A 26602-nucleotide genomic window follows, 5' to 3' on the forward strand; every position below is an offset into this window, starting at 1 on the left:
CGTCCGGCGCCATCGGGGCTGATACCTGGGTCTATCAGCGTCGCAAAAGGATGTGATGAAGCGGTGGGCAGCGATCCACGGAGACACAGAGTCGCACAACGGATTTCACGGTTGTACGCGAGCGATGCGCAGACCCGTCTGGCCCGGATCGACGAAGCGGTCAGCGCGGCTGCGCAGCAGCCGGGCCTGACGGTGGGGCAAATCGTGGCGACGGTGTTCGCGGGCTACGCCGATCGACCCGCGCTCGGGGAGCGCGCGGTGGAGATCGTGACCGACGCCGTCACGGGCTGCCGCGCCGCACGGATACTGCCGAGCTATCACACCATCACCTATGGCGAGTTCGCCACGCGGATAGCGGAAGTCGCGGCCGCCTGGCATTCCGATCCGCTGCCGGTGCGCCCAGGCGACCGGGTGTGCGTGCTCGGCTTCGCCAGTATCGATTGCCTGACTCTCGACCTGGCCGCCACCCACCTCGGCGCGGTCGTGGTGCCGCTGCAGGCAGGGGCTCCGGCGAGCCAGCTGACGCCGATTCTCGCCGAGACCGAACCACGCGTCGTGGCAACGAGTCTGGCGCAACTACCGGTGGTGGTCGACGCGGTCCGCGGCGCCGACCTGTCGGCGCCGCGCCTGGTGGTCTACGACTATCACTCCGACGATGACGCACAACGCTCCACGTTCGAAGCGGCACGCGCGCGCCTGGCCGACGCGAACAGTCCCGTCACGGCCGAATCGCTAGCGACACTGCGGACCCGGGGCGCGGCGTTACCGGCCGTGCCCGCGTACGCCGAGGCCGACGGCGACGATCTCGCGATGCTGATCTACACCTCCGGCAGCACCGGAACACCCAAGGGCGCCATGCACACCCAACGTATACAGCGTGGAAAGTGGCTCAGCGGACTCGACAACAGCGGCGACGCCGCGTTGGACGTGGCTGCGATAAGTCTGCATTACTTGCCGCTGAGCCACGTCTTCGGGCGAAGCACGCTGGTGGGCACGCTGGTCCGCGGCGGCACCGCCTATTTCGCCGCCCGCGGCGACATGTCGACCCTGCTGGCGGATTTCGCACTGGTCCGTCCCACGCGGGTGAACCTGGTGCCGCGCGTGTGCGACATGCTGTTCCAGCATTACCTCACCGAACTCGAACGCTGCGGAATCGACAGCGAAGCGGCGCGGGCGCGCCTGCGCCGACGCGTCTTCGGCGAGCGTGTGGTCACCGCCGCCATCGCAGGCGCTCCGCTGACCTCCGCGATGCGCGAGTTCATGGAATCGCTGCTGGATGCCGAACTGCACGATTTGTACGGCTCGACCGAAGCCGGTCTGCTCACCGTCGACAACACGGTGGAGCGGGCCCAGGTCGCCGAATACAAGCTCGTCGACGTACCCGAGCTGGGCTACTTCACCAGCGACCGGCCCCACCCGCGCGGCGAGCTGCTGGTGAAGATGCGCAACCCCATGCCGGGGTACTTCCAGCGGCCCGAAGTCACCGCGGCGGTCTTCGACGACGACGGCTTCTACAAAACCGGCGATATCGTTGCCCGAATCGGGCCCGACGAACTGGTATACCTCGATCGTCGCAGTAACGTGCTCAAACTGTCGCAAGGCGAGTTCGTCACCGTGGCACGGCTGGAAGCGGTGTACGGCAAGTGCCCATGGATACGGCAGATCTTCGTCTACGGCAACAGCGAGCGCGCATTCCTGCTCGCCGTCATCGTGCCCACCGCCGCAGCACTCGCGATGTTCGGCAGTGGCAACGCACTGATGACGGCGCTGCGGAAGTCGCTGGCGCACACCGCCGCCGAAGCCGAGCTGAACTCCTACGAAATTCCGCGTGACTTCCTTGTCGAGACCGAGCCATTCAGCGTGGAGAACGGTCTGCTGTCCGGAGCAGGCAAGCTTCTCCGGCCGAAACTCCTTGCGCGCTACCGAGATCGACTCGAAGAACGCTATGTCACGCTGTCGGAGAGCCGAGCCGACGAGCTGCGTGCTCTGCGGGTGTCCGCCGCCGGACTGTCTGCGCTGGAGTCGGTCAGCCGGGCGGCCCGCGCGCTGCTCGGCGTGGCCGACTCCGAGCTGCGCCCGGACATGCGGTTCCTCGACCTGGGCGGCGACTCGCTGTCGGCACTGACCTTCGCCGATCTGCTCCGCGATGTGCTCGACATCGAAGTCCCGGTTGGATTCATCATCAGTCCCGCCACCGATCTGGCAGCCATCGCGCATTACATCGATGCCGCCCGCACCCTGGAGAGTGCTCGTCCGAGGTACGCGAGCGTGCACGGCTGCAGTGACCGAGTGCGGCCCGGCGACCTCGCGCTGGATGCCTTCATCGACGCCGAGACCCGCACCGCAGCAATGGATTCGGCACACGTCACGGGCGAGCCTCGCACGGTTCTCCTGACCGGCGCCAACGGGTATATAGGTCGTTTTCTCTGCCTGGAGTGGATGGAGCGCTTGCAGACCATAGGCGGCACCTTGATCTGTCTCCTGCGTGGTGTCGACTCCGAGCACGCGCGCCGCCGGCTCGACGACGTCTTCGACACCGGCGACGCCGAGTTGCTAGACCGCTACCGCGAACTCGCCGCCGGCACACTCGAAGTCATCACCGGCGACGTAAGCGCGCGCTACTTCGGTTTGGACGAATCGAAGTGGACCGACTTGGCACAGCGAGTCGATTTCGTCGTCCATCCGGCCGCATTGGTCAACCACTTGTTGCCTTACCGCGAACTATTCGGGCCGAACGTAGTCGGCACCGCGGAGATCATCCGGCTCGCCGTCACCGCCCGGATCAAGCCCGTGGTCTACCTTTCCACCGTTGCCGTTGCCTCGGATATCGACCCCGAGCGGGTGGCACAATCCGAAGGTGACGATATCCGTGACGTGAGCCCGGAGCGCACCTTATCCGACGCACGCTATGCCAACGGCTATGGCAACAGTAAATGGGCGGGTGAGGTGTTGCTGCGGGAGGCGCATGACCTTTGCGCCGTGCCGGTCACCGTGTTCCGGGCGAACATGACCCTCGCGCACAGCCGGTACGCCGGGCAGCTCAACGTGCCGGACGCGTTCACCAGACTCCTGTTCAGCCTGGTCGCAACCGGCATCGCTCCACGCTCGTTTTACGCCCCCGACGACGCGGGCCGCAGACCGCACTATGACGGCCTACCCGTCGACTTCACCGCCGCCGCGATCACCGCACTCGGTGGGACCGACGGCTTCCGCACCTACCACGTCGTGAACCCGCACGACGACGGTCGTTCGCTGGACCAATTCGTCGACTGGCTGGTCGAGGCGGGCCATTCCATCCACCGAGTCGACGATTACCACGAGTGGTTCGCCCGCTTCGGCACGGCCCTGCGCAGCCTGCCTGAAAAGCAGCGTGCGCGCTCGATATTGCCTCTGCTGTCGTCCTACAGCCGTCCCGCCACGGCGGTCTCCGGCAGCACCCTACCCGCCACGGCTTTTCGAGATGCAGTCCAGCGCGCCCGAGTCGGCCCCAACGGTGACATCCCACACCTGGAACGTTCCCTGATCGACAAATACGTCTCCGACCTCCGACTACTCGGCCTGCTCCAGCCTTCCCGACAATTCAAGACGAGGTAGTGAATCTATTTTAGGAGATAATATGAATTATCGAAAATCGATCGAAGGCTCGGAGATCACCGACAACGAACCTTCCGCGACCGCACCTACAGATCTACTTACGTTGGTCAGCGGGACTGTCGACGATTACGGGGACATTGCCGTTTCGGACAGTCGGACAGCAATAACCTACGCCGATCTCGATACGAATGCGAAGCGTATCGCCACCCTATTGACAGAAAGCAGAGTCCGGCCGGGAAGCACGGTTGCGGTATCCGTGGGCCGGCATCCGGAATTACTCCCGATAATTCTCGGAATATTGAAAGCCGGCTGCGCATACGTGCCGATCGACCCTCTTCTCCCGCTTAAACGACGAGAGTACATGATCGCACGTTCCGCTGCCGTCGCCCTGTTCACGGGCAGCGGAACCGGGGAGGATTATGCAGCGGATACGGTCGCGGTCTTGGACCATCGACAGGCGCTGGGGATGCACCTGCTGAAACAAGATACCGACGTGCGACCCGATGACTTGGCTTGCATACTTTTCACCTCCGGCTCATCAGGCGAGCCGAAACCCGTCATGCTTACGCACAATAATTTGGCGTCCTTCATCACGAACAGTAGACTGCCCACAATTCGGCCAGATGACACCATTGCCCACATTTCCAGCATTTCATTCGACGCATTTCAATACGAGATGTGGTCGGCGATGAAGTCGGGAGCCCAGATCGTCGTCATGGAGACGCTTTCGGAACTGCTGAATACGGATATCGCCCGCGAGTTGCGAGCGCGAAATGTGTCGGTAATGCTTGTTCCGTCCATGGCTTTCAATCATATTATGCGCAGTGATGCGAGTACGTTTTCCAACCTGCGAATCCTGTGCATCGGGGGGGATGTAGTGTCCCCGCGGGAATGTGGGAATCTCTTCGCGGGATCCTTCGGCGGCGAGTTGTACAACCTGTACGGGCCGACCGAGGCCACGGTCGCATGCACATGTCACCGTGTCGAAATCTCGGACTCGGAGCTCGACGAAGTGCCGATCGGCTTTCCACTCAGCGGCGTGACATTACGCATCCTGGACGATGAACTGAATGAGTGCACGACCGATGCCATCGGGCAGATCTATATCGGTGGAGATACCCTCTCGCCGGGGTACTTTCGCGACGAGTCGCGAACAGCGGAGCATTTCATTCGGGATCCATATGAATCAGGTGGACTTCTGTACGCGACAGGCGATCGAGGAAGTGTGGACAAGAGGGGTATCGTTCATTTTCTCGGGAGAATGGATGGTCAGGTGAAGATCCGCGGCTACCGAGTCGAACCCAGAGAGACCGAAACAGTCATCTCGCAGGTGCCGGGAGTGGACAGGTGCGCCACCATTGCGGTCGGCGAAGGTGCCGACAAACAACTTGTCGCATTTGTTGTCGGGCCGAGCAGCCTGTCGATGGGTGAGATCAGGCGCGAGGTGGAGAGCAGGCTTCCAGACTATATGGTGCCGGCTATGTTCGCGCGCCTCAGCGAAATTCCGATAACGCCGCACGGTAAACGAGATGATCACGCATTGAGATCCTCGGCGGCCGAGCAGATCGCTCGACGCTCGAAGCAAGTTCCGCCGGTCAACGCTCTCGAAGTCGAGATCTTGCGCATATGGAAGGAGCTTCTGCCGGTAGAGCATATCGGCGTGACCGATGATTTCTATGATCTGGGCGGCAACTCACTCATCGCCTTCCGGGTCCAGCGCCGGGTGAACAAGGAGCTGGACACCAAGATCGAACAGAGAGATGTCCTCACTTCACGCACCGTACGAGAACTCGCTACCATTGCGGCGAATGGCTGAAGATGTCGCATACCGCAGATCTTATCGATCTCACCGATGCTCGAATTTTCGAGGACAGGGCGCATTACGAAGTCTTCAGCTATTTGCGGGAGCACTCGCCGGTATTTTGGAACCAAGCCAGGCGCCATCAAGGGTTCTGGGCGGTGACTCGATATGACGACGTTTATGCGTGCTATGTCAACCACCAGGGGCTCACGTCAACCGTCGGGCCGATACTCGGCGGATCGTATGAGTCCGCCGATACGGACACGGCAGCAAACAAGATGCTTGTCGCGTCGGACCTGCCGCGACACCGAATGCTTCGCAAACTGGTACGGATCACCACATCGGCCGCATATGTAGATCGCGCGCGGATGGAGACAAGAAATCTGTTGGTGGCGGCGCTGGACAAGGTCGAGCGGGAGGGAGGCGGTAGCGTCAGCGAAGATCTGAGCCTATGCCTCCCCATGGGTGCACTGATGGCGATATTCGGAATCTCCCCTTCGCGGGCCAGGGAACTAATCGCCATGACGAGGTCGATGATCGGCATCGAGGACCCGTTCTACGGTGGATCGTTGAACGGTGACGAACTTCGATTGAGCTCGATCCACGCCGACATGCTCGGCTTCTTCGATGATGAGCTGGAGTATCGCCGAGATAATCCGGATGACGATTTCATCACCTATCTGTTGAACGCAAAGGCAGACGGGCACACGTTGACCGATGAGGAAATACTGTTCAATTGCATGAACCTTGCCGTAGGCGGCAACGAAACATCGTCGTATACCGCCAGTACGGGTGTGTTCTTGTTCTCGGAGCACAAGTCGGCGTATAACACGCTGGTCGAGCGGCCGGACTGATGGACGGTGCGGTGAATGAAATTCTGCGATGGGCCTCCACGAATTGCTACGTACTTCGAAGATGCACCCGTGATTTCGGACTGAATGGTACCACCATCAAGAGGGGTGATCTGGTTACCTTGTGGAATGTGTCTGCCAATAGGGATCAGGAGGTTTTCCGTGACCCGGACGCCTTCGACATCCTGCGCACGCCGAACAGGCATTTGGCATACGGGCATGGAGTACACCGATGTGTCGGCGCACCCTTAGCGGCGATGGAGCTTGATCTGTTCTTTCGTCAGATAGTCGATCGAAAGCTGCGGCTCGAGGTCGATGGAGATGTGAGGTGGTTGCGTTCCAACTTCATCAACGGTCCGGCGATGCTGAATGTCTCAGTGTGTCGGTGATGAACCAATACTGCGTGCGGAACCGATCACAGCCGTGCTGTGCTGGCTGGCTGGCCCTCACGCAGGGGCTGCGTGGCGCCGGGATCGAGGCCGAGGTGTTCGACCGCGACCCGGGCATCGTCGCGCGGTTACAGAGCTACTTCTCGACCCGGCCACCGCCGACCTGCTCATAGGCGCGGACGGCGTCACCTCCGCAGTCCGCGAGGTGTTGTCGCGCAAAGATCGCACCGGTACGGATTTCGTCTATGCGCTGGCGGTGAGTAGGTCCAATCCGAGAGGTGTGCATTGATGCCAGACCGCCTTGCCGTCTCGGTGGGAGGTGATCAGACCGGCTTCTCGGAGAGTTTTGGCTTGCATTGAGGCGGCTGCGACGGTGACGTCGAGGTCGTGGGCGAGTTCGGTGGTGGTGCGCTGGTGAATCGCCAGTTGCAGTGCCCGGGCACGGGTGGTGCCCAACAGGGCCGCGAGCGGGTCGGAGGGTGCTGTGTCTTGGATGAGCGGCAAGGGCGTCACGGCCGGGTAGATCAGCAGAAGCCGTCCGTCGGGACAGGAGCTGGCGAGTAGGTGGCCTGCCCATAACAGGGAGGGGCACAAGACGATGCCTTGTCCGGTCGATGCGATCGTGACGTCACGAGGGAAGTCGATTTCGAGGGTGAGGCCGTGCCATCGAATGGACGGGGCCAGGCTGGTCAGTGTGGCCTGTAATCCGTGCCGGGACAGGATTCGGGCGCGCCAGGCGGTCTCGACGTAGAAGGCGGTCCGTAGCTGGGGCCATCTGTGGGCGAGGACAGCGCGGTAGGCGGTCCACAGGGCCCGATGAAGGTCCTTCCACGTGTCTCCGTCGTGGTCGGCGAGGAGACGGATCCAAGGCGTGAGTGGACGATCGATAGCGCACATCCGCTTCAACTCGGCGCGGACTGTTGTGCGTGGAGACGACATCACCTGATCGATGCCCTCATCGATATCGACGCTGAGCGGGTCGAGGAACTCCGGCCCCGCGCCGAGCGGAGATACCAGCTGCAGTAATGGGCGCGCCGGGGCCGGCAATGTTCGCGCCATATGTTGCCGCCACGAAGCGAAGGTTGGATGGAAGTCCCTACGCTGCATCATTTCCATCGCAATCGTCAACTCGGCCAGTGGTGCCGGTTGCTCGGCGATGGTTACGCGAAGGAGATCGTCGGTCGTGCAATGTATCCGCAACACTTGGGCCCCCTGCCGACTATTCAGGCTGAGCTTAAACCATCGCGCAGACCGCGGCGAGCGTGTGAAGCTCGTGCCGGGGGGAACCGAGTTCAATCCAAGTAGCCTCGAATTAGCGAAAGGGTATCGCGATGTAATTACTGGAAGACAGTGGGGATTCCATTCCGACCGGTCCGATAAAAGAGGACTCAGTGTCAACATCTCAGACACGCACTGCGTGACTACGGAGAAGCTAACGAGGTGAGGTCTGGAGCGAAGGCGGGCAACTGATAGGTGCTCAGCTACTGAGCAGCACCGCCATACGAGTCTCCGCGTCGGCGGCGGCGCGGGTCACCTGGGCTCCAGGCTCGACCTCCGCGTTTTCCACTGTGCCACCCCACTATTGGCTACATAAGCCAGGACATTGCGGCAGACACGCCGATCACTGCCGCAGCAAGCGATCGACCCGCGTTCAACCGGCGCGCTCGCGCCCAGTAGACCGACAGCACATCTGCAGCGCTGCCCGTCGCCATCTGCACAAGCTTCGTTTTTTTCATACTCGCCTGGCCTGCGGATTTTATGTTTCCGCAAGGATCGCCCTCGGCTGACGAAGCAACGATTTGGCTACACGAACGAATCACAGAGGAGGTGCCCATGGCCGATCATTACCCTGCCGAATGGGTTCAAATCGACCAAGATAAGTTATGCCACCGACACTGGTCGGGTATGTTGGATCCGACGCTGGAGACCAGCGGTCAACGCCTTCGCGATCACCTTCGCCGGCCACTGGCCGACGCGCAATGTCGACCAGGGCCGGAAGCATCGTAGGGAGATGGTCCCGGATGCCGTGACATCAGCACATCCGGGGACGACAAGGTGGCGCGCCACCGCGGGCAAGGCGCTGATCAAACGAGATTCGGCGTGGACCGCAGGGGATCGAGCGATCATGTGGGGGACTTATGCCGGGTAAGACATTGTCGACCGTGGATGTTGCGCCTGAATTCCGGCAGGACTATTGGCGAAGCGTGGTCTGCGAGGAAATTGCCGCAGTGGACCTTACCCCTGCCGAGCGGTCCCCGGTCCGCGGGTGGATGGTCGTCGGCGATGTGGGAGCCGTCCGGGTGCTGAAGGTGCTCAGCCCCGCAGGTGAGACGGCGCGGACACCGACGCTGATCCGGCGAGCCGATCCCGATGAGTTGGTTATCTGCGTCCATCACGCCGGCTACATGGTTTTCCGGCAAGACGAGCGGGAAATCGTCGTGCAACCCGGCGACGTCACGCTCGCGGACCTGTCGCGCCCCTACTCTCTGACGCGCCACGACCGCACACGGTCCTGTCTGGTGAAGCTTGCGCGCTCGATGCTGCCGTTGGATCCGCAGGTCACGGCTGAGCTGACCGCGGTCGCTTTGCCCGGCGCGAGCGGAGCGGGCGCGATCATCGGCGGTCTCGTCCAGCAACTGGCCCGCTCGCTCGACGACGACACCCTTGTCGGCAATGTGCGGTTGTCCATGGCAGTGGTAGATGTCTTCGCCGCCGCACTGGCCGAACGCACCGACAGGGTGGTGGCGCTACCCGAGCACGCGCGCCACACGGCCCTGATGGCGCGGATCCAGGCGTTCATCGAGGCGCACCTCGCCGACCCCGAGTTGAGCCTCGCGGATATCGCCGCGGCGCACCATATCTCGGTGCGGTATCTGCAGAAGCTGTTCACGATGCAGGGAGTCACGGTGAGCGGCTGGATCCGAACCCGCCGTCTCGACCGCTGCCGCCGCGACCTGCTCGACCCCGGCCGGCGCGGCGAATCGGTCGTCGATATCGGCTCCCGGTGGGGTCTGCCGCGGGCCGCTCACTTCAACCGTATTTTCGCCGCCCGCTTCGGCGCGCCCCCGGGTGAATACCGTAGAACTACCGTCTTGCCGAATTCTCATCAATCTACTCGAGAAAGACCGCAGAGGCCGGTGCGCGAATCGTCAATCGATCGTGCGCGTCCAGCCGATGACAGCGCACTACTCCAGGGTGATCCTTAGATTCATGAGGAGCTCGCGACGACGAAGTCGCGGAATCATCGACTGACTTTCGTCGAACACCACGCGATGCGGGCACTTTCAGACCGAGCAAGAGCGACACTGAGATTTGTTACGGATTCGCAGGAAGACGGGGGGTACTGATGGGTGCGGAACAATTATCTCTCGTGTGCCTGCCATTTGCGGGCAGTGGCGCCGGTTTCTTCCGGGAATGGAAGAAGTCAGAAGTGGCCGGGATCCGGGTGTGCCCGATCCAGTTGCCAGGCCGCGAGGAACTTTTCTTGGAAAAGCCGTTCGAAGACGTTGCCGACGCCGTCGCCGAACTGACGCCACGAATCGTGGCCGAGGTAGGCGTGCGCAACCCCATTGCGTTGTTCGGGCACAGCCTCGGCGCGGTGCTCGCCTACGAGATCGCCCGGGAACTAGGCCGGATCGCGCACCCGGGTCTGCACCATCTGTATGTCAGCGGTTCACCGGGGCCGCAGAGCGGACGCACCGAACGAGCCACCGGTCTGAGCGACGAGGAGTTCGTGGCCAAGGTGCAGCGGTTCGCCGGCTACCGGCACGCGGCCTTCGACAATCCCGGCCTGCTCGAGGTGCTGCTGCCGATACTGCGTGCCGACGTGGCGATGCACGAGAACTACCGGCCCACAGCGGGACCGCCTCTCACGGTCCCGATCACCGCGCTGCGCGGAACGCGGGACGGACTCGTTTCGCGGGCACAGGCCGAGCAGTGGGCGACCATGACAGAAGCCGAGTTCGAATACCGAGAACTCCAGGGTGTTCACATGTATTTGACCGAGGAGCCGGAACGGATTCTGCGCATCGTGGCTGAGGGCTGCGCATGCCGTTGACGGGCAAGGTGGGCATCATCACCGGCGCCGCGCGTGGCCTCGGCCGCGCGTGCGCGGTGACCTTTGCCGAGGCAGGAGCGGATCTACTGCTGGTGGACATCGCGCGGGACCTCGCGGAGATCCCCTACCCGCTCGGGTCATACGACCAGCTGGCACACACGGCGAGCCTGTGTGAACAAGCCGGGGCCGCGGCCGTGATCACCGTCGCCGACGTGCGCGACTTTCGGCAGTGCCTACGGGTAGTGGACGAGGCACTCGATCGGTTCGGCACGGTCGACGTGCTGGTCAACAACGCGGGCATCGCGTCCCCGTCCGGCAAGGTCGCCCATGACATCACCGAGCAGGAGTGGTCGCTCATGCTCGACATCGATCTGTCCGGCGCCTGGCGCATGATGAAGGCCGTCGCGCCGACTATGGTCCAGCGGAGATCCGGCAGCATCATCAACGTGTCCTCGACCGCAGGCACGGTCGGCTACCGGCACTTCGCGAGTTATGTCGCGGCCAAGCACGGGCTGATCGGGCTGACCAAGGCGGCCGCCTTGGACTACGCCCCGATGCGGGTGCGGGTGAACGCCCTGTGCCCGGGCTCGGTGCGCGACGATCCACTGGTGGACGGCCGGATGCTCGGCGAGATCGCCCGCTCGCTGGACGTGCCGGTCGACGAGCATGAGCAGATCTTCGTCCGGGATCAGCCGATGAACACGCTGATCGATCCGTCCGACATCGCGAACGCGGCACTCTGGCTTGCCTCGGACGGCTCCCGCCAGGTGACCGGCAGTGTGCTGACCGTGGACGGGGGCTTCACCGCCCGGTGAGGGGAGAGTAGATCATCCATGACCACAGCCGCTGAATGCCACAGCCTGGTGGTGCGGATTTCCGATCCGCCGGACCTACCCGTTCGGATCTGGCAGACCACGGTCGCGGGAGATCCGGATGGGCCCCGCGCCACGGCCCACGTCCGCGCCGAGGCACGGCGGCCGATCCATCCCGGCAGTCCCCCGCTGCGAGCCGTCGCGTTGCGTTATGCCGACGGGACGACGGACCTGGTGCTGGTGGCGGTCCGATCTGTGCTCTCGGCGGCCACGCTGCGGCGGATCGCCGAGGGCACCGCCGCGATCGCCGCCCTGCCCGACTGGGAACCTCAGCCCGCGCCGGCCGGCAGCATCGACTGGGGGCTGGGGGATCCCCGCCGCGCGGGCGTCGTCGCCGACCTGCCGGTGGATCTGGCCGGATGCGGCGAGCGGCGCGTCCTCGGTGCGATCGCGCTGGCGATCAGCCGCTATGGCGGCACGGAACTGGGGGTACTGGACCTGATGAACAACGTGATCCGGGCCTACCCGTTCGAGGAAAACCGGTCGGGGTCCATGGCGGACTTCCTGGCCCAGTTCGACGAGGCACCGGTACCGCCAGGTGAGCCGCCCGCGGTAGGGATCGTGCGGAGCCCGTCCTTCGGCGAGGGCCGCTATCTGCCGTGCCTGGCACCGGTCTTCCCACTCACCATCCATCTGAACCGAGACCGGGCGACCTGCTGGTTCGACGAGGGACTCGTGGATCCGGCGATCGCGGGCCGATTCTGCGCACAGATCACGCACCTGGCCGGACAGCCGGAGGACCGGACGCTCAGTCAGATCGAGCTGATGTCCGCGGCCGAGCGGGCGGAGGTGCTCCACCTGGGCGGGGCGGGTCCGGTTCCGCGAATGGAAGGCCGGATCGACCGCGCCTTCGAGCAGGTGACGGCCAGGCAGCCAGACGCTGTGGCAGTAGTGGCAGGCGATCGGCGGCTGACCTACCGGCAGCTGAACGATCTGGCCGACGAGTTGGCCGCGGGACTGCGGTCGCTGGGCATCCCCCAGGGCAGTCGGATCGGAGTCTGTCTGGAGCGGGATGCCGATCTGGTGATCACCTTGCTCGCCGTGCTCAAGGCGGGCTGCGCGTACGTGCCGATGGATGTGCGATACCCCGCGGAGCGCCTGCGGTTCACTGTGGAGAACGCCGGGATGCCGCTCGTCATCACCACCCTGGCGGAGTTTCCCGGTTCGCCTGGGATGCGGGTGCTGACGCCGGGCGAACTGCGCGGACCGACGGACGGGCAGGCACCGGCCGATGGCGGTGACGCCGCTTATGTGATCTACACGTCAGGCTCGACCGGCCGCCCCAAAGGCGTCGTCGTGCCGCACCGCAATGTGCTGGCGTTGCTACAGGCAACCACCGAAGAATTCGGACTGTGCCCGGCGGACAGCTGGACGCTGTTTCACTCCAGTGCCTTCGATTTCTCCGTATGGGAGATCTGGGGTTGCCTGCTCACCGGCGGCCGCCTGGTAATACTTCCGTATTGGGTGACCCGCGATACCGAGGACTTCTACGCGGTGCTGGCCGAGCAGCGCATCACCGTGCTGAGCCAGACGCCGTCCGCGTTCGCCGAGCTTGTGCGCACGGACCGGCGTGCACCGCTGGACCTCGCGCTGAGGCTGATCATCCTCGGTGGCGAACCACTCGATGTGCGGATGATCGAGCCCTGGTTCGCCCGGCACTCCCCCACCGCATGCCGTGTGGTCAACATGTTCGGCATCACCGAGACCACAGTGCACGTGACCGCGCAGACCGTGACACCGGCGGAGGTGGCTGCCGGTTCTCGTTCGGTCGGCCGCGCGCTACCCGGCTGGTCGGTATCGATCCGGGACGAGCTGGGCCGGTTGTTGCCCCCGGGGCCGGCGGGTGAGATCTACGTGGGAGGTGCGGGAGTCGCGAGCCACTATCTCGGGCAGCCGGAGCTCACCGCGCAGCGGTTCCTTCGCGATGACGTCACGGGAGAACGGATCTATCGCAGCGGTGACAAGGGGCGGTTGCGGCCGGACGGGAAGCTCGATCACCTCGGCAGGCTGGGCAACCAGGTCAAGGTGCGTGGGTTTCGTATCGAACTGGACGAGATCCGCTCGGTTCTGCTCGATGCGCCCGGGGTGAGCGCCGCAGCCGTCGTGGTCAACCGGGGTGATCCGGACGATCCGGCGAGCAGCCGGATCGATGCCTACGTCGCGGCGGTCGGGAGTGTCGACCCGGCGCAGGTATTCGCGCATGCCCGCGGGATACTGCCGGACTACATGGTGCCGTCGACGATCACCCCGGTCGAGCGGATCCCGCTGACGATCAATGGTAAACCGGATATCGCCCGACTGCCCGATCCCCTTGCCGGAGCAGCGGATCCGGCCGCAGGTCCGACCGGCGCGCCGACCGGGATCACCGATGACGTGCTGCGCATCTGGAGCGGGCTACTGAATACCCGGGTGACGCTGGAGGACAATTTCTTCACCCTCGGCGGGAATTCCCTGCTGGTCGTGCGGGCCCTTGATCAAATGCGGGAACACAACCTGCCCAGGATCTCGCCGAAACAGTTCTACAGCAACTCCACCGCAGTGCAGTTCGTGAAGCTGGTGCGTGAGCTGATGGACGCGGGCTAGCACCAGGTCGACAACCCACGCCTGCGGGCCGATGAGTGCACACGCCTTGCGCGACAACATCTTCTGCGCCGGCTACACCCTCTACGGCGAACCGGGCACGAACTGCTGCCGACGAGAACGCCGCGCTAGCAAAAGCATTCAGCCGCTCACTGACTTCCACCCGCCCTATCTCATCCACACAACAGATCGTCTCGAGATCGAGATGAGACTCGCCGCACCATATCTCGGCGCGGTATCCGAGAAGCTGTTCACGATGCAGGGAGACACGGCGAGCGGCTGGATCCGAATCCGCCGTCTCGACCGCTGCCGCCGTGACCCGCTCGACCCGGGCCTGCGCGGCGAATCGCCCTCCGCCTCAATCTATTTGAGTAGCCCGCAAAGCCGGTGCGCGAATCGTCAATCGATCGTGCGCGTCCAGCCGATGACAGCGCACTACTCCAGGGGTGATCATTGATTCATGAGGAGCTCGCGACGACGGAGTCGCGGAAGCATCGACTGAATTTCGTTGAACGCTACCGCCACACGGTCCGGGCGCGGGCACTTCTCGACCGCACAAGCGGCCCTTAAATCTTGTTACGGATACGCAGGACGCCGGGGGGTACTGATGGGTGTGCAGCAATTATCTCTCGTGTGCCTGCCATTTGCGGGCAACGGTGCCCGTCTCCTCGCGTACAAAATGCAATCGGGGGTTGATGTGTCTATTTATCCAACCTGGGACGGCGCCATGTTCGATGAGCAGCTCCGGGATGTGGAGCGGTGAACTCCGGGCAAGCACCGGCCCCCGGCACCGAGCAGATCATCGCGGAAATCTGGTGTGAGTTGCTCCAACGCGAGGAGGTCGGCGCGCTCGACAATTTCTTCGAGGTCGGCGGCTATTCAATGCTCATGGAAGAGGTTCGCGAGCGGATCGTGGATCGCCTCGATATGCATCCGACCCTGACCGATCTGTTCAAGCATGCCACGATCCGGTCCTGCGCGGCCTTCCTCGACGGCTCGCAGGCGCAGCCCGAGCCGCCGCCGGCGGAGACGAGCGGCGATCACCCGGAGACGGCGATCGCGGTCATCGGCATGTCCTGCCGTTTCCCGGACGCCGCGGACATCGATCAGTTCTGGGACAACCTCGTGGCCGGGTTGGACAGCGTCACCCGGCTCGCGCCCGGCACCGTCGCCGGTCCCGGCGGCACCACCCGCGAGTATGTGCCTGCGGGCGGCGTGCTGCGGGACCCGGAATGGTTCGACCCGGAGTACTTCGGCTATACCCCGAGGGAGGCGGCGCTGCTGGATCCGCAGCACCGGATCTTCCTGGAATGCGCGGTCGAGGCGCTCGAAGCCGCGGGGTATGACCCGGACCGGTTCCCGGGCCTGATCGGGGTCTACGCGGGGTGCGGTGAGTCGTCCTACGCCGAGATCCTGCGGGACCGGCAACGGGAAACCGGCTCGATCACCGACTGGGACCTGCGGATCGGTACCTCCCCCGACTACCTGGCCAGCAAGGTCGCCTACAAACTGGGCCTGCGCGGACCGGCGGCCGCAGTGCAGGCGGCGTGCGCGACTTCGCTGTACGCGGTGCACCTCGCGGCACGGTCGCTGCTCGCCAAGGATTGCGACCTGGCCATGGCCGGTGGCACGACGGTGCACGTTCCGGCCGAACTGCACCGGTACCAGGTCGGCGGGATCACCTCGCCCACCGGTGCGTGCCGCCCCTTCGACCAGGACGCGGACGGTGTGGTCACCGGGGACGGCTGCGGGATCGTGGTACTCAAGCGGCTCACCGAGGCGGTCGCCGACGGTGACCACATCCACGCGGTGCTGCGTGGCTCGGCGGTGAACAACGACGGCCGCGAGCGTGCCGGGTTCACCGCGCCGGGGGTACGCGGACAGGTCGAGGTGGTCCGCGCCGCTCAGCGCGCCGCGGGCGTGCAGCCGTCCACGATCACCTACATCGAGGCACACGGCACCGGGACCAGGGTGGGCGATCCGATCGAATTCGCCGGGCTGAACGAGGCATTCGCCGGGGAGGGTCCTCGGGCCGAGCCGTGCTGGCTCGGCTCGGTCAAGTCCAATATCGGGCACACCGACGCCGCCGCCGGTGTCGCGGGGTTCATCAAGACGGTGCTGGCCGTGGAACGCGGAGTGATCCCGCCGAGCCTGCACTACATCCGGCCCAACCCGGACATCGACTTCACGGCCGGTCCCTTCGCCGTGGTGACCGAACCCCGGCCTTGGTCGCCGAGGGGACTGCCACGCCGGGCCGGGGTCACCGCGCGTGGCCTCGGCGGCGGCAACGCGCACGCAGTGCTGGAACAGCCGCCGATGCCACGACCGTCCACCGGCGAGACGGCCGAACAGCTCTTGCCGCTGTCCGCACAAACTCCGGTCGCCCTGACCGAGGTCGCCGCGCGGCTCGCCGAGCATCTGACACGCCATCCCGAGCAGGAATTGCGGGATGTCGCGTGGACGCTGCAGATGGGCAGGCGCGAGCACCGATACCGGCGATACGTGGTGGTGCGGGACCGGGCGGATGCCGTGCGGGCACTCACCGGTGACCAGGCAGGGGAATACGCCGGGCCGCTCGCCGCGCTCGGCGAGCGGTGGCTGGCCGGAGAACCGGTCGACTGGTCGCAGGTCCACGATGGAGCGCCCAGGCGAGTGCCGTTGCCCGGCTACCCATTTCAGCGCAGGCCGTACCTGCTGGAAGCGCGGGCGGCGCAGGAGCCTGCGGCGCCCGTGCCGATCCCCGGGCTGGGTATCGAGGACACGGTCTCCCTGCTGTTCACCGAACTGCTCGGCATCTCGGATATCGACTCGCAGGAAAGTTTCTTCGACCTCGGCGGAGATTCGCTGGTCGCCACCAGGCTGCTGGCCAGGGTCGGGCAGCTACTGCCGGTGGAACTAGAGCTGCGCTCGATGTACCTCGCGCCATCGATACGGGAGCTGACCACGCTGATCGAGGCGCGCATGCGGGAAGGCGCGGCGGCGCATGGCTGAGATACAAACGATCGAGCGCGCCGGATCCCAGCCCACCGTGGCAACCCTGTACTGCTTCCCGCACGCCGGTGGCGCCGCCGGCGAATACGCGCGGTGGGCGGCGCACACCCCCGGCCTGCGCATAGCGGCCGTTCAGCCACCCGGCAGGGCACACAAACTCGGCGAACGGGCATTCGGCTCGATACCGGAACTGGTGGCGGCGATCGTCGGACAGGTTCGCTTCACACCGCCATTCGCCTTATTCGGCCACAGCTTGGGTGCATTGGTCGCGTACGAGGTGGCCAGGAACCTCGACCGCGCGCCGGTGCGGCTGTTCATCTCCTCCTGCCCACCCCCACCGCTTCCCCCGCAGCCACGACCACTGCACCTGCTGACCGACGCCGGGCTGCACGCCGAGATCGAGCGTCGCTGGGGACCGCTCCCGGCCGCCGTCGCCGCCGACGAACGACTGCTGCACGCCGCGCTGGCCTGTTACCGCGCGGACCTGCGGGCACTGGAGACCTATCGGCACACCCCCGCCGCCCCGTTGCGCTGCCCGATCACCGTCCTGACCGGCGATCGGGAACCGCGATCGCCGATGGAGGGCTGGCGTGCGCACACCGCGCGCGAGGTCGAACTGCGCTCCCGGCCGGGAGACCACTTCCACATCAGGGAGGACCCGGCAGGCCTGGGACGGCTGCTTTCGGCAACGGTGCGTGCCGACGTGAATCGAACCGAACAAAGGGCGTCTAGATGACACGAATAGGAGTGGCCGGAGCGGGCACGATGGGGACCGGGGTCGCCCAGTTGTTCGCCGAACACGGCCACCAGGTGGTCCTGCTGGACATCGACCAAGGCATCCTGGATCGCGCGTTGCGGGAGATCGCCAGAACCGTTCAGCTCGGTCCGTTGATCCGGCCGGGACTCCCGGTCCGGGATCCGCAGGAGGTACTCGACAGGATCACCTGCACCACCGAGCCCGACGCTCTGGCCGGGATCGACTATCTGATCGAGAACGTCACCGAGGACTGGCCGATCAAACGCCAGCTCTATCGGCGGCTGGACCGGATCTGCCCGGCCTCGGCCGTCTTCGGGGTCAACACCTCCGCCATCCCGATCACCAAGGTGGCCGGGTGCACCGGGCGGCCGGACAAGGTAATCGGCACGCACATCATGAACCCCGCGCCGCTCAAACCGATGGTCGAGGTGATCAGGGGGACCCATACGTCGGCGGCGACCATCGAGCACACCCTCGGACTGTTCCGCAGTGTGGGCAAGGACTGCGTGGTGGTCGGCGACTCGCCGGGGTTCGTCACCAACAGGGTCGCCATGCTCACCGTCAACGAGGCGATGTTCCTGGTCTGGGAGCAGGTCGCGTCCGCCGCCGAGGTGGACAAGCTCTTCCAGCAGTGCTTCGGCCACGCGATGGGACCGCTGGCCACCGCGGACCTCATCGGACTCGACACCGTACTGCGCTCCCTCGAGGTGCTGTGCGAGGAATTCCAGGACCCCAAATACCGGCCATGCCCGTTGCTGCGGCGGCTGGTGTACGCGGGACACACCGGGCGCAAGGCGGGACAGGGCTTCCATAGCTACGAGACCGGGGAACCGGTAGGTCAGAAGGCGAGTGTGACGTTGTGAGCGACACGAAGACGGACATCCTGCGGTTCGTGTCCGGCCACGCAGGCGGGGCGGACATCGCGGAAGACGAGGATCTGTTCGACAGCGGCCTGGTGAACTCGTTGTTCATCGTGCAGTTGGTCCTGTGGCTGGAACGCGGTTTCGGCGTCACCCTCTCCGGCGGCGATATGGACCTGGACAACTTCCGTACGATCGACGCGATCGCCGCGTTCGTCGCCCGTAAATCCGCCCCGGTGAGCACCTGAGATGGACTTCGAACTGTCGCCGGGTCAGCGGGAACTGCGTACCCGGATCATCGATTTCGCCAGGGCCGAGCTGGGCGGAGAGCTCGCCGAGTCCGATCGCACGGGCACATTGGCATGGCAGGACTGGAAACGGTGTGCCGAGTTCGGCGTGCTGGGCTGGCCGGTGCCCGCGGAATATGGCGGCAGCGGCCTCGACCCGCTGAGCGTGATGATCGCCCTGGAAGCCCTAGGCTACGGCTGCCCGGACAACGGACTGGTATTCGCGATCAACAACCATCTCTGGGGTTGCGTGATCTACCTGCTGGAACACGGCAGCCGGCAGCAGAAGGAACGTTACCTGCCTCGGCTCTGCTCGGGCGCCCTTGTCGGCGCGCACGCGTTGTCCGAGCCGGAGGCCGGCTCGGATGTGCTGAGCATGCGGACCACCGCGGTGCGCGATGGCGAGCACTACATCCTCAACGGCACCAAGTGGTTCGTCAGCAACGGCCCGACGGCCGGCCTGTACGTGGTGTTCGCCCGCACTGGTGGGGCCGGCCGATCTCCGAACCGGCTGTCCGCGTTCCTGGTTCCCGCCGATCTGCCCGGGGTCCGCAAGAGCAGGCGATTCGGCAAGATGGGTTTGCGGGGCACGGAGATGGGCGAGATCGAGTTCGTCGACTGCCGGGTGCCGGTGGCGGATCTGATCGGCACGGAGGGCGCCGGTTACCCGATCTTCACCGGCACCATCGAGTGGGAACGCTCCTTCATGTTCGCCGCCCAGGCCGGCGCCATGCAACGGCTGCTGGACCGTTCGATCGAGCACGCTCGGTCCAGGGAACAGTTCGGCAGGCCGATCGGCGCCTTCCAAGGGATCTCCCACAAGATCGCCGACATGAAGATCCGGCTCGAGCTTTCGAGGCTGATCCTCTATCGGGTCGGCTGGCTCAAATCGCAGGGCCGGTTCGCGCTGGAGGACGCGACGATAGCCAAGATTTTTGTCAGCGAGAGCCTGGTACAGACGGCGATGGCGGCGATGGAGATCCACGGCGCCCGCGGCTACCTGGACGATTTCGGTATCGAACGGGAACTGCGGGACGCGCTCGGCGGGCCGATCTACGCCGGTTCCTCCTCCGTGCAGCGAGGTGTGCTGGCCGAGTTGCTCGGGGTGCGGGGAGGGCTGGCCGGATGACATCAGTGACCGACACGCTGCGGGTCGAGCTGGATCCGCCGGTTCCCGCCGATCGGGTCGAATACCTGGCCACCCGGGTGTTCTTCGTGTCCGAGACGATCCTGGACTTCACCCTGGTCTGGTCGGACGAGTGTGTCCACGCCGTCGACCTGGTGCTGGACGGCGACGCCGATCGCACCGGCCTCGAGGTCAAGTTCGCCCGGCTGGTGCAGAGCGATGTGCTGGCCCGCAGGCGAGTCGATCAGCAGGTGCTGTGGTCGATGAGCCCGGCCACACCGCCGAGGGATGTGTTCGACGAGCTGCTGGCCGGTGGCACCGCGATCGAGGCTGGGGACGGCCAGATCGCGCTCGGCGAGCCGGTGTTGTCGCTGATGGACACGCTCGACCGGTTGATCACCGGGCTCGTGCGCGAGGAGTTCGATCCGAGGGAGTACCGGTATCCCACCCTGATCCCCACCTCGGTCATGGCCCGGTCGGGGTACTTCCGGTCCTTTCCGCAGATGATGATGTTCGTCTCGCGCTTGCACGGCGACCTGGACACCTACCAGCGGTTCCGCGACCGGCTCGGCGCCGGCGAGAACCTCCCGGCGGATCTCAGGGAGTACAGCGGGGATTTCGATCATTGCCTGCCGCCGACCATGTGCTTCCACACCTACCACCAGCTGACCGGGGGCACGCTGACCGAGGGGCCGACGGTCATCACCGCGCGCGGCAAGTCCTTCCGCTACGAGGCCCGCTACCGGCGATCGCTGGAACGATTGTGGGACTTCACGATTCGGGAGATCGTCTTCCTCGGTTCGAGGGCCGAGGTGCTCGACTGCCGGGAACGGCTGATGCTCCGGTCCCGGGAACTGGTGTCGGCGCTGGGGCTCGGCGGACGATGCGAGGTGGCGGGCGACCCGTTCTTCGTCGACGCCGACCTCGTCGAGCGGGTATGGGCGCAGCAGGTGCTGCGGCTCAAATACGAGTTCCGGTTGCCGATCGAACCGGGTCGCGATCTGGCGGTGTGCTCGTTCAACTTCCATGAGCGATTCTTCGGCGACGCCTACGAGATCACCGGCGCCGACGGCGCGCCGGCGTTCACCGCGTGTGCCGGGTTCGGGCTGGAACGCCTGGCCTACGCCGTGCTGTGCCAGCACGGTGCCGATCCCCGCGGATGGCCGGAGGTACTCGCCGGATGATCGCGCAGGCATCGCTGCTGACCCTCTCCGCATCGACCCGGCCGGGGTTGGAGGAGGCCACCGACCGGCTGTGTGATCGGCTCGACCGCCTGGACCAGACCGAATTCGCCACGCTGACCGGGGAATGGCCTGGGCCCCAAGCACATCCGTGGCGCCGGGTGCTGGTCAGCTCCGGCCCGGCCGAGGCGGCGCGCCGGCTACGCAGGCGCGACGGCACCAGGGTGCTGACCGCCCTGGCCCGCCGGGACCGGCCGATGGCCTGGCTGTTCGCCGGGGTCGGGGACCAATACCCCGGACTGGCCGCCGGGCTGTACGCCGGGCTCCCCGAATTCCGGGCCGGACTGGACGAGTGCCTGTCTCTGTTGCGCGGGCACGGACTGGATCTACGTCCGGTGCTGTACCCGCCGGACGCGGCGGGACGGTCGTCGGATCTGGCCGCGCTGCTGGACCGCAAGGCGGACACCGAGCCGATCCACCGCACCGAGCTGGCCCAGCCGCTGCTGTTCGCCGTCCAGTACGCCCTGGCCAAGACCTGGCAAGCGCTGGGCCTGACCCCGTCCGCCCTGCTCGGATACAGCGTCGGCGAGCTGGCGGCGGCCTGCGTCGCCGGGGTGTTCTCGCTGCCGGACGCGCTGGGGCTGGTGGTCACCCGGGCCCGCCTCATCGATCGGCTCCCCCGCGGTGGCATGCTCGCGGTTGGCGCACCGGTCGAGGCGATCGCCCCGTATCTGGGGGGATGCGCCGTTGCGGCAATCAACGGTCCGGAACTGACCGTGCTGGCCGGCACCGAGGAGACCCTCGCGCAGACCGGTGACGCGCTGGCGGCGGCGGGGATCGCCACCCGCAGGCAGCCCGCCACGCACGCCTATCACAGCCCGGCCATGGCGCCGATCGCCGAACCGCTGCGGGCGGCGTTCGCCGCCGTGCCTCGGGAGCGGCCACGAATTCCGTTGCTGTCCACCGTGACCGGTGACTGGTTGGCGGACGATCGGGCCACCGATCCGGGCTACTGGGCGAGTCAGGTCGTCGCACCCCTGCGGTTCGCCGATGGCCTCACCCGGCTCTGGGAGCACGGCTCACCCGTCGTGCTGGAGCTGGGACCCGGCCGCACGCTGTCCCGAATCCTGTTGGCGCACCCCGGCTTACCCGCCGACGCGGTCCTGACACGCACGTTGCCGGGTGCTTTCGAGCGCACGCCGGACCGGACGGTGGTGCTCGAGACAGCCGGAAGGTTGTGGGCCGCCGGTATCGAATTCGACTGGCGCCCATTCGAGGTCGGGCTGGGGACGAGCTGAGGAGACATGGACACCGTTTCGCATATTCCGCTCTCCGTCGGTCAGCAGGCGTTGTGGGTCTCCTGGATGCTCGAGCCGGAGCGGCCCATTCACCTGATTCCCGGACCTATGCTGGTGCGCGGCACACTGGACATGTCTCGGCTCCGCGCCGCGGTGACCGCACTGGGCGAGGCCTATCCGCAGCTGCGAGGGCGAGTCGAGAAAATCCCGGGTGGGCCGGTGCTCAGCTGGAAGGATGCCCCGGAGATCCCGGTCGTGGACGAGGTCACGAAACTGGAGCGGGTTCAGGCCACGCGGCAGGCATGGCAACAGCCGTTCGACCTCACCAAGGGCCCGCTGGCCAGGGTGCATGTGCTGCGTGGCCCGGACTACACGGTGTTCCTGGTGACCGTGCACCACATCGTGTTCGATGGGGCATCGACCTTGATCCTGTTGGAGTCGCTCCGGCAGGCGTACATGGGCCAGGCTCTCGCCCCTGCCGATCAAGTAGGCCCGCTCGTCGAGTTCGCCCGGCGGTCCCGGGCACTGGCCGATACCTCGCAGGGAGACCCGGCCCGGGCGCATTGGCGGCGGGTACTGGGCACCGAGATGCCGCCGGTGTACCTGGCGCCGACGGGGGACGGCACCTATCTGACGCATCAGGCCGACGTGCCCGCGGCGCTGATCGAGCGGTTACGTTCGCGGGCAACGGAACTGGGCGTCTCGTACTTCACCGTCTTGTTCGCCGGTTACCTGGTGACGTTACGCAGCTGTACCGGCGTGGACGACCTGCTCGTGACCCTTCCCTTCCACGGCCGCACCGAACCCGGGCTGCGGGACACAATCGGCTATTTCGTCAACGCGTTGCCCATTCGGCACCGGCTCACCGCGACTGACACCTACGCCGAACTGGTGACCCGGCTGCGGGTGGAACTCAAGGCCTGTTATCGCTACGGTGAGCTTCCGCTCCAGTCGATCATGCGGGAGGCGAGGCTCGTCGGGCCAGAAGCCGGTGAACGTACTCGGCAGACAGACTTTCAGTACTGGCACGCGGGACTGCGTGCCGGTGTGGACGTGCAGCGGCTGGACCTGGGCGATTGTGTGCTGAGCATGCTGGAGAAAGAAAGCAGCGCCGGATTCACCCTGACGGTGAATGTCCGCGAGGACAGCTCCGGCACCCTGGTGCTCTGGAAGGACCCCGAGGGGCTGGTGGGTGCCGGGCGGGTGCGGACGCTCGCCGAGGTTTATCTGACCGTCCTCTCCGCCATCGCGGATGACCCGCGGAGCAGGCTCGCCCCGGTCCGAACCGGTCACGCCGGATGACCGTGAGATCGGTCGCGGCCCGCTATCTGCCACGGCTGCTGCTCGCCGCGCTGGTGGAGTGGGTCGGCACCGGCATGTTCTTGGCGGCCTCCGCGGTGTACTTCGTCCGCGTCGCCGGGCTGTCCGAGCAGTCCGTCGGCTTCGGCTTCACGCTCGCGGGTCTGGCGGCCCTGGGACTGGCCGTGCCGGTGGGCACGCTGGCCGACCGGATCGGAGTACGACGCGCCGTGGTTGTGCTGAACCTCTGGCGGGCGGCGACCATGTGCGGCTATCTGCTGGTAGACGGCTGGTGGGGGTTCCTACTGGTCACCGCCGCGGCGGTGACAGGCGACCAATCGATGCAACCGCTCACCCAGGCACTGGTCGGCGAACGCGTGGCGCCGGAGATGCGGAGCCGAGTGCTTGCGGTCCACCGCACCGCGCTCAACGTGGGGATCAGCATCGGCGGGCTGGCCGCTACCATCCCGCTGGCCACCGGCACCCTGGCCGCGTATCAGTGGATGCTCGGTCTCACGGCTTGCACCTTCGTGCTGGCCGCGATCCTGATCGCCGGGCTGCCCCCCGTCGCCGTTCCGGTCCCGGCGGCGCGGCCGATCAGTGGGTTTCGCATGCTGCGTGACCGGCGGCTGCTCGCGTTCGCCGGCTACGACAGCCTGCTGGCCCTGTGGCTGCCGATCATGTACATCGCGTTCCCGCTCTGGCTGACCGGCCAGACCACCGTCCCGGCCAGCGCCATCGGACCGCTCACCGCGGTGAACACGGTGCTCTGTGTGCTGCTCCAGCTGCCGTCCAGCAGACTGGCCACCGATCCCCGCTCGGCGATCAGGCTGTACGCCGCGGGCCCTGCCTTCCTCGCCCTCGCCTGTCTCGCCTTCGTCACCACACCACGGTTGCCGACGCTGCTGGCGACCGCCGGGTTCACGATCGCCATCGTGTTCTTGACCCTGGCCGAACTGTGTCACGTCAACGCCTCGTGGACCCTGTCCTATGCCATCGCGCCAGAGGCACAACGCGCCCAGTTCCTCTCGGCATTCGGACTCGGCCGAATCAGCAGCACCCGGGTCTACGGCCCGATCCTCATGACCGGCGTCGTGCTCACCCTGGGCACTGCGGGCTGGCTGGCACTGATGTGCCTGTTCGTCCTCGCGATAGGCGTCCCGTCCAAACTGTCCCGGCTCATTCAGTGAGGACCGCGTCATTCTGTGGAATCAGACCTGTCGAGTTCCGTAGCAGTCGCATCGATGGCCGGTCCGCAGTCGCTGGGGAGGTGGTCTATCAGAAGGCTGACGGCCTCTTGTGGTGTGTCGGTGTGGCCGATGTGAACGCGGTTGGGCGAGATGACTCGGTAGGTTCCGTCGGAGAGGGGAAAGATGCCGGGGAGGTCGTGGGTGAAAGGGAATCGGGTGCAGCGACTCAGATGCAGCGACTCATGGCTGGTGAAGGGGAAGAGCATCCGTAGTCGTGGTTGGGCGTAGGCCGCCTCGATCAAGTCGTGGTCGATGTGTCGGGCTTGCGTCTGCAGGTAGAGCTTCCATTTGGTTTCGACGGGGTCACCATGTTCGTAGGCTTCGGCGAGTTCGCCGAACCGGACGAAGGGCCATGTGGTCTGCAGCTCGCGCAGGCGAGACCCCGTCTGCCAGAGGCCGATCGCTCCGGCCGAGGCGGCCAGGTCGGCGGTTTTTCCGCTTGCCATCATGACGCCTCGTTCCCAGAACGCCATGATGAACCAGCGTTCTTTGCTGCCCAGGCCGGTCTGCACATGCCTGCGGTCGTCTCCGACCCGGGTCGCGCAGTCCCACCAGCCGGGACTGCTGGTCAATGACGCTGTCAGCGCATAGCCGGCATGGTCGAGCTCGGCTTGCATCGCGGCCTGCAGACTCCCGGCCCGACCGACCTCGGGATAGAGGCGAACGATATGTTGCCGCGGTTGTCGTAGCACAACTTCAATTCTGCCGCTGCACGCCAGATTTCGCTTGCGCCGATTGCGCGGGCTCTGAAAAGCCAAGCGGGCGTGAGCCGTCCACGACTGACTCCGACCAGCTGTGCGGCTCCTACCACCGTCGGGTCGCGTGGTGTTGGCGCCGGATGGCAGTCCTTCAAGGAAGCGCCGCCCCCGAAAGCGTGACGGAACCGTTCACCGTCTGTCGCGAAGTACGGCGGTCAGCAGGGCCGCGATGGCGGCGATCGCGGCGGCGGCGATGAACGCGGTGCCGTAGGCGTGGGCCAGGTGGGAGGGTGGGGGTTGGCGGCCGGAGTCGCCGGCGGCGGTGGTGAGGGCGAGTAGGCCGGCTAGTCCGAGGGCGCCGCCGATTTGGCGGGTGGTGTTGATGAGTCCGCCGGCGAGACCGGTGTGTTCGGCGGGGACGCCGGTGGTGGATCGTGCGGTGAGTAATACGAATGCGATGCCCAGGCCGGTGCCGATGAGTAGTGAGGGGGCGGCGATGTCGGTGAGGAATCGTCCGTCGACGGGGGTGCGGGCGAGCCAGGCCAGCCCGGCGGCGAGCAGGGCCAGCGCGGTGGTCAGCAGGGCGCGGGTGTTGAGGTGTCGAGCCAGTTTCGGTGTGATCGTGGAGGCTGTTGTGATCATGATCGCCAGTGGCAGTTGGGTGAGGCCGGCTTGGATCGGTGTGTAGCCGAGCACCTTCTGCTGGTAGAG

General features: G+C 65.6%; 21 protein-coding genes. 18 read left to right on the plus strand and 3 right to left on the minus strand.

The annotated features are described in order from the left end of the window. The first annotated feature begins 63 nt into the window (after positions 1-63). From car to ON39_RS51645, 4 genes are read left to right on the plus strand one after another with little or no spacing between them, the layout of a single operon-like run. On the plus strand, positions 64-3594 hold the full coding sequence (gene car, locus ON39_RS43590) for a carboxylic acid reductase (RefSeq protein WP_040742995.1): 3531 nt from the start codon (positions 64-66) through the stop codon (positions 3592-3594). A 22-nt stretch (positions 3595-3616) separates the two neighbouring features. Continuing rightward, positions 3617-5410 carry a non-ribosomal peptide synthetase gene (locus ON39_RS43595; RefSeq protein ID WP_083895075.1) on the plus strand — a complete coding sequence of 598 codons (1794 nt, stop codon included), beginning with the start codon at positions 3617-3619 and terminating at the stop codon, positions 5408-5410. 2 nt (positions 5411-5412) lie between these two features. Beyond that, positions 5413-6249, plus strand: coding sequence for a cytochrome P450 (locus ON39_RS43600; protein WP_040742997.1), 837 nt, complete (start codon positions 5413-5415; stop codon positions 6247-6249). Then, the gene (locus ON39_RS51645; protein ID WP_083895076.1) at positions 6249-6635 is read left to right on the plus strand and encodes a cytochrome P450; all 387 of its coding nucleotides are present in this window, start codon (positions 6249-6251) and stop codon (positions 6633-6635) included. The genes ON39_RS43600 and ON39_RS51645 overlap by 1 nt, the downstream gene beginning before the upstream one ends. A gap of 243 nt (positions 6636-6878) precedes the next feature. Here ON39_RS51645 and ON39_RS46600 read toward each other — a convergent pair whose 3' ends face one another. Then, positions 6879-7838 (minus strand): winged helix-turn-helix domain-containing protein, encoded by a 960-nt coding sequence (locus tag ON39_RS46600; protein ID WP_051187889.1) that lies wholly within the window; start codon positions 7836-7838, stop codon positions 6879-6881. A gap of 935 nt (positions 7839-8773) precedes the next feature. Between ON39_RS46600 and ON39_RS43610 the strand changes: the two genes are divergently transcribed. The 14 genes from ON39_RS43610 to ON39_RS43675 all read left to right on the plus strand — a co-directional run bounded on the left by ON39_RS43610 (position 8774) and on the right by ON39_RS43675 (position 25133). Further along, positions 8774-9841, plus strand: coding sequence for an AraC-like ligand-binding domain-containing protein (locus ON39_RS43610; RefSeq protein ID WP_083895077.1), 1068 nt, complete (start codon positions 8774-8776; stop codon positions 9839-9841). A gap of 140 nt (positions 9842-9981) precedes the next feature. Beyond that, the gene (locus ON39_RS43615; protein ID WP_040742999.1) at positions 9982-10692 is read left to right on the plus strand and encodes a thioesterase II family protein; all 711 of its coding nucleotides are present in this window, start codon (positions 9982-9984) and stop codon (positions 10690-10692) included. After that, complete coding sequence (locus ON39_RS43620; protein WP_040743001.1) at positions 10683-11507, plus strand: mycofactocin-coupled SDR family oxidoreductase; 825 nt, start codon at positions 10683-10685, stop codon at positions 11505-11507. The genes ON39_RS43615 and ON39_RS43620 overlap by 10 nt, the downstream gene beginning before the upstream one ends. Positions 11508-11525: 18 nt before the next feature. After that, positions 11526-14147 (plus strand): non-ribosomal peptide synthetase, encoded by a 2622-nt coding sequence (locus tag ON39_RS43625; RefSeq protein ID WP_040743002.1) that lies wholly within the window; start codon positions 11526-11528, stop codon positions 14145-14147. Between the two features lie 46 nt (positions 14148-14193). Then, positions 14194-14601: a hypothetical protein gene (locus tag ON39_RS43630; protein WP_146251357.1), complete on the plus strand. Its 408-nt coding sequence runs from the start codon at positions 14194-14196 to the stop codon at positions 14599-14601. 302 nt (positions 14602-14903) lie between these two features. Further along, a complete protein-coding gene (locus ON39_RS43635) occupies positions 14904-17135 on the plus strand; it encodes a type I polyketide synthase (protein ID WP_051187891.1) in 2232 nt (743 codons plus the stop codon). After that, a complete protein-coding gene (locus ON39_RS43640; RefSeq protein ID WP_051187892.1) occupies positions 17128-17871 on the plus strand; it encodes a thioesterase II family protein in 744 nt (247 codons plus the stop codon). Before ON39_RS43635 ends, ON39_RS43640 begins: the two co-directional genes overlap by 8 nt. Further along, positions 17868-18755, plus strand: a complete 888-nt coding sequence (locus ON39_RS43645; protein ID WP_051187893.1) for a 3-hydroxyacyl-CoA dehydrogenase family protein — start codon at positions 17868-17870, stop codon at positions 18753-18755. The genes ON39_RS43640 and ON39_RS43645 overlap by 4 nt, the downstream gene beginning before the upstream one ends. Further along, positions 18752-19000 carry an acyl carrier protein gene (locus tag ON39_RS43650; RefSeq protein WP_040743005.1) on the plus strand — a complete coding sequence of 83 codons (249 nt, stop codon included), beginning with the start codon at positions 18752-18754 and terminating at the stop codon, positions 18998-19000. Before ON39_RS43645 ends, ON39_RS43650 begins: the two co-directional genes overlap by 4 nt. Position 19001: 1 nt before the next feature. Then, on the plus strand, positions 19002-20168 hold the full coding sequence (locus tag ON39_RS43655) for an acyl-CoA dehydrogenase family protein (protein ID WP_040743007.1): 1167 nt from the start codon (positions 19002-19004) through the stop codon (positions 20166-20168). Beyond that, positions 20165-21349, plus strand: a complete 1185-nt coding sequence (locus tag ON39_RS46605) for a class-II aminoacyl-tRNA synthetase family protein (RefSeq protein ID WP_146251358.1) — start codon at positions 20165-20167, stop codon at positions 21347-21349. The genes ON39_RS43655 and ON39_RS46605 overlap by 4 nt, the downstream gene beginning before the upstream one ends. Beyond that, positions 21346-22644, plus strand: a complete 1299-nt coding sequence (locus ON39_RS43665; RefSeq protein WP_051187895.1) for an acyltransferase domain-containing protein — start codon at positions 21346-21348, stop codon at positions 22642-22644. Before ON39_RS46605 ends, ON39_RS43665 begins: the two co-directional genes overlap by 4 nt. A 6-nt stretch (positions 22645-22650) precedes the next feature. Then, a complete protein-coding gene (locus tag ON39_RS43670) occupies positions 22651-23946 on the plus strand; it encodes a condensation domain-containing protein (RefSeq protein WP_051187896.1) in 1296 nt (431 codons plus the stop codon). Further along, on the plus strand, positions 23943-25133 hold the full coding sequence (locus ON39_RS43675) for an MFS transporter (protein ID WP_040743009.1): 1191 nt from the start codon (positions 23943-23945) through the stop codon (positions 25131-25133). Before ON39_RS43670 ends, ON39_RS43675 begins: the two co-directional genes overlap by 4 nt. Before the next feature lie 8 nt (positions 25134-25141). Here ON39_RS43675 and ON39_RS48010 read toward each other — a convergent pair whose 3' ends face one another. Further along, entirely contained in the window at positions 25142-25810 is a 669-nt protein-coding gene (locus tag ON39_RS48010; RefSeq protein WP_146251359.1) for a DUF6193 family natural product biosynthesis protein, read from the minus strand. 270 nt (positions 25811-26080) lie between these two features. After that, positions 26081-26602 (minus strand): MFS transporter (locus tag ON39_RS43685; protein ID WP_157195653.1); only part of this gene is annotated, 522 nt, incomplete at its 5' end.

It is taken from the genome of Nocardia tenerifensis NBRC 101015, from assembly GCF_000308715.1.
Classification (GTDB): Bacteria; Actinomycetota; Actinomycetes; order Mycobacteriales; family Mycobacteriaceae; genus Nocardia; species Nocardia tenerifensis.

Coding starts and splice junctions, on each gene's coding strand:
- ON39_RS43655 (WP_040743007.1), top strand. CDS start 19,002: ATGGACTTCGAACTGTCGCCGGGTCAGCGGGAACTGCGTACCCGGATC.
- ON39_RS43620 (WP_040743001.1), top strand. CDS start 10,683: ATGCCGTTGACGGGCAAGGTGGGCATCATCACCGGCGCCGCGCGTGGC.
- ON39_RS43645 (WP_051187893.1), top strand. CDS start 17,868: ATGACACGAATAGGAGTGGCCGGAGCGGGCACGATGGGGACCGGGGTC.
- ON39_RS43670 (WP_051187896.1), top strand. CDS start 22,651: ATGGACACCGTTTCGCATATTCCGCTCTCCGTCGGTCAGCAGGCGTTG.
- ON39_RS43610 (WP_083895077.1), top strand. CDS start 8,774: ATGCCGGGTAAGACATTGTCGACCGTGGATGTTGCGCCTGAATTCCGG.
- ON39_RS43615 (WP_040742999.1), top strand. CDS start 9,982: ATGGGTGCGGAACAATTATCTCTCGTGTGCCTGCCATTTGCGGGCAGT.
- ON39_RS46605 (WP_146251358.1), top strand. CDS start 20,165: ATGACATCAGTGACCGACACGCTGCGGGTCGAGCTGGATCCGCCGGTT.
- ON39_RS43675 (WP_040743009.1), top strand. CDS start 23,943: ATGACCGTGAGATCGGTCGCGGCCCGCTATCTGCCACGGCTGCTGCTC.
- ON39_RS43625 (WP_040743002.1), top strand. CDS start 11,526: ATGACCACAGCCGCTGAATGCCACAGCCTGGTGGTGCGGATTTCCGAT.
- ON39_RS43600 (WP_040742997.1), top strand. CDS start 5,413: ATGTCGCATACCGCAGATCTTATCGATCTCACCGATGCTCGAATTTTC.
- ON39_RS43595 (WP_083895075.1), top strand. CDS start 3,617: ATGAATTATCGAAAATCGATCGAAGGCTCGGAGATCACCGACAACGAA.
- ON39_RS43665 (WP_051187895.1), top strand. CDS start 21,346: ATGATCGCGCAGGCATCGCTGCTGACCCTCTCCGCATCGACCCGGCCG.
- ON39_RS43640 (WP_051187892.1), top strand. CDS start 17,128: ATGGCTGAGATACAAACGATCGAGCGCGCCGGATCCCAGCCCACCGTG.
- ON39_RS48010 (WP_146251359.1), bottom strand. CDS start 25,810: ATGCAAGCCGAGCTCGACCATGCCGGCTATGCGCTGACAGCGTCATTG.
- ON39_RS51645 (WP_083895076.1), top strand. CDS start 6,249: ATGGACGGTGCGGTGAATGAAATTCTGCGATGGGCCTCCACGAATTGC.